At 46.5% G+C, this 589-nt stretch carries 1 pseudogene; it reads right to left on the reverse strand.

The window, feature by feature from the left end:
• Window positions 1-589 (reverse strand): annotated as a pseudogene (locus ACQY6F_RS18990) (chromosome partition protein MukF); the annotation flags it as partial.

Here is a 589-nt window from a genome sequence, read left to right on the forward strand (position 1 = left end):
CATCGGAACTTGGCCGGTTACCTCGTCATCACGCAGTACCAAAGCTTCATCACGAAGGTCGGAAAGCCTTTCTGCATCTGCAAAAGTCAGATACCAAGGCGTATCAAAATAGTCTTTTATCGATTGACGCAGACGCGAGCTAAATGCACGGTTCTTATCCATATCGATAGCGGTACGGATAAATTTATGTACGTGTCGGTCGTACCCGATCCAAAGATCAATCGCTTGCTGGCCCCAACTGGTGATTCGGTCCAGCTTCATTTGCAGACCAAACAGGGCTTCTTCAATAAACTCACGCTCAGGATCGCCATAAACAAGCTCCTGAATATCGAGGATCTGAGTTTGCAGCTCATCACTTGCTGCCTGCAAGGTATCTTGAAGTTCACGCAGCGTGCTCGACGTTTCTGACAATAACGCTTCACAGTTATTAATCGCTTCCCGCCAATCTTTATTCAGCAGGTCAGCAATCTGCTGTTTTACAGATTGTTGCTGCTCGTCCATAACACGCTGGTTAAGATCGATTTGATCGAAGATCTCGCCTACGGAATATTTAAGTACTCCATACACGTTTTTCTTCCAGTGACCCGGT

It is taken from the genome of Vibrio sp. (assembly GCF_050299255.1).
Lineage (GTDB): Bacteria > Pseudomonadota > Gammaproteobacteria > Enterobacterales > Vibrionaceae > Vibrio.